We start from the raw sequence: 2,509 nt of genomic DNA on the forward strand, positions 1-2,509 counted from the left end.
TCGACGATCAGTCTGCGGTCCGGGATCGGATGATCCATGTCGCTCGGCTGCTGTGGAAGCCGCCTCGCCCGCGCACCGGGCGTCGCACACCATTCGTGGCCGATGTCGTTCCGGATCTTCGTCTGACGCCGACGGCACAGGCGCGGGTCGATCCCGCCGAGCCTCTGGCAACGGCGCCGATCGGCTGGCGCATGGTGACGCTTCTGGGCGTCGTGGCGTTGCTGGACTTCGGCCGCTCCTCGATGAGGGGCCGCCCGGCCTTCACACTGGACCAGATGGTGGCCTGGACCGAGGAGCCGCGCCCGCGGGTGAAGGAGCGACCCGCGCCGATGGCGGCTTCCTCGTGTGCGAAAACCCCGGGCCGATCGGATGGGACGATCTGGCGCTTGCCCGGTCCATCCTGGCCCGTGCGGAATGGCGTGCCGCTCAGGGGCAGGATCCGCGCCCGCAGCGCCGAACTCTCAACACCCTCTCCAACAAGGCCCTGGCCCGGCGGCCTCGGGCCGATGCCCCGGCTCCGTCGGCAGTGCGGTTGGCGGCAGGGCGTGGCGCCGCCCAAGGACCGGCGCACAGCGCCACCAGGGCCGCAGAAGTCCCGCGGGTTCCCCCGCGCGCGCGGGGCTCTCAGGAGCCGCGGGCTTGTCGCCGGCGCCAGCGCGCGCGGAACGGGCACGTTGCGATCTCAGGCATCGTCCCGCGGCTGCGGCACCACGCGCCCCAGCCGGCGCGCCTGGTCGAGCAGGGACTTCACCGAGGAGGCCGCCCACTGCCGCCCGCCACGGGGCGTGCGCTCGCGCATCCGCTCGAGCTGGGCGGCGATGTCGCGCAGGCTGAGATCCGGGTCGGCGATGGCGATGCCGGCGACCAGCGTCATCAGCCGGTCCTCGGGCGGGCGCCGGGGCGAGCGCTGGAGCAGTTCCGCCTCCGCCATCCGCTCCTGCACCAGCCGATGCACGGCGCGCCGCAGCTTCTCGATGGTCCAGGTCTGGCCACCATGGTTCAGCACCCGCACCACGTCGTCCCAGCTGTGCTGCGGCCGCATGCGCCGCACGATCGGCAGCCAGGTCGAGGCCGAGGCGATCAGGTCGCCCACATAGACCTTCTGGCGTGCCGCCGCGGCGGCGCGGATGGCCTCTGGCCGGCGCTCGCGCAGGCCAGGATTGCCGGCGCGCTTGCCGCGCGCCTTGGCCGCCTTCATGCCGGCTTTGGTGCGCTCGGCGATCAGGGCGCGCTCGAGCTGGGCGACGGCGCCGAGCACCTGCAGCGAGAACATGCCTTGTGGCGTCGAGGTGTCGATCGGGTCGCGCAGCGAGCGGAAGTGGGCCTGACGTCCCTCCAGGTCCTCGATCACCGCGAGCAGGTGGCTGACCGAGCGGGCGAGGCGGTCGAGCCGCACCACCACCAGGACGTCACTGGGCCCGATCTCGCGCATCAGCCTGGCCAGCACCGGCCGGGCCCGCGAGGCCCCGGAGCCGTGCTCCTGGCGGATGATCTGGCAGCCGGCCGCACGGAGCTCGTCGACCTGCGCATCGGTCGCCTGCTCGTCGGTCGAGACCCGGGCATAGCCGATCAGGCGGCGGGCCGGCCGGGGAGGGGAGAGGACGGGGCGGGCCATGGGGTTTCCAGGGGGCGAGTCTTGGGGGCGAGTCCAGGCCTTTGTACAATCAATACAGATTTGAGCAAACGAACCTTTGCAGGCGTGTTTTATCGATCGCGTCAGAGGACCGTGAAGGCGGCCGGTGGGTTTCAGATGGACCCAAGGGTCATCTAACGTCAAAACGCTCGCCTACGGCCTTCTGTGCGGAAAAGGGGCGCTTTCAGGGACCTTGGAGGCGCGTGAGGTGGGATGGTTAGGCCGCAAGGATGTCGGTTTTGGAAAAATCGTTGCCGATAAAGAGTAGGCGCTCGTTGGAGCGCTTCGACAGGGCATAGGAAAAGCAATCGGCGAAATTCAGGGCGGCCGGGTGGCGCCCCTTACCATGAGCAAGCCAGGCCTGCGTTGCCAGGTCCGCCAGCTCCGCGTCGACCGGAATGATGTCGGCCCCAATTTTGGTGAGCCACAGGTCGATCTCGGCGAGCGCGTGCTCGCCGCGCCGGCTGACCAGAACCATTCGGGCCTCAAACACGCATGTAGCGGGGACGAGGCGAACAGGGGCGCCGACGATCAATCGCTCGAGCGCATCGGCTTCAGGCTCATTGCGCAGGATCGCAACAATGGCAGAGGTATCGATCACCATCAGTTTGGGATTCCGTGCTCGTCGAAGCCAACGATCTCCTCGTCACTCCTGGTGTCGAGCTCAGGTAACCGCGCCACCCGCTCGCGGATTGCACGCAGCTCGCCGAGAAGACGTGCTTGAGCGGTATCTCCATAGCCCATGCGGTGCAGGCGTTCGCTCAGGGCCTGGTGAATGGCGGCAGTCTTGGTGACGCCCTGGCGGCGGGCGAGCTCGTCGGCAAGGGCGACGGTCGCCGGATTTTTGATGTTCAGAGACATGGGAAGGGTTCCGAA

At 69.0% G+C, this 2,509-nt stretch carries 3 protein-coding genes; all 3 read right to left on the reverse strand.

Annotated features, from left to right (window positions below; translation table 11 throughout):
- Positions 1 to 682: 682 nt before the first annotated feature.
- The gene (locus tag V5F77_RS28540; protein WP_429008431.1) at positions 683 to 1,615 is read right to left on the reverse strand and encodes a recombinase family protein; all 933 of its coding nucleotides are present in this window, start codon (positions 1,613 to 1,615) and stop codon (positions 683 to 685) included.
- 235 nt (positions 1,616 to 1,850) lie between these two features.
- Positions 1,851 to 2,237, reverse strand: coding sequence for a type II toxin-antitoxin system VapC family toxin (locus tag V5F77_RS28545; RefSeq protein WP_011992918.1), 387 nt, complete (start codon positions 2,235 to 2,237; stop codon positions 1,851 to 1,853).
- Positions 2,237 to 2,509 (reverse strand): type II toxin-antitoxin system VapB family antitoxin (locus tag V5F77_RS28550; RefSeq protein ID WP_429008432.1); only part of this gene is annotated, 273 nt, incomplete at its 5' end. The genes V5F77_RS28550 and V5F77_RS28545, both read right to left, overlap by 1 nt.

The sequence above is a fragment of the Roseixanthobacter psychrophilus genome, from assembly GCF_043195195.1.
Classification (GTDB): domain Bacteria; phylum Pseudomonadota; class Alphaproteobacteria; order Rhizobiales; family Xanthobacteraceae; genus NCEH01.

Excerpts from the sequence above, each read along its gene's own strand:
- V5F77_RS28540 (WP_429008431.1), bottom strand. The coding sequence starts at position 1,615 with ATGGCCCGCCCCGTCCTCTCCCCTCCCCGGCCGGCCCGCCGCCTGATC.
- V5F77_RS28545 (WP_011992918.1), bottom strand. The coding sequence starts at position 2,237 with ATGGTGATCGATACCTCTGCCATTGTTGCGATCCTGCGCAATGAGCCT.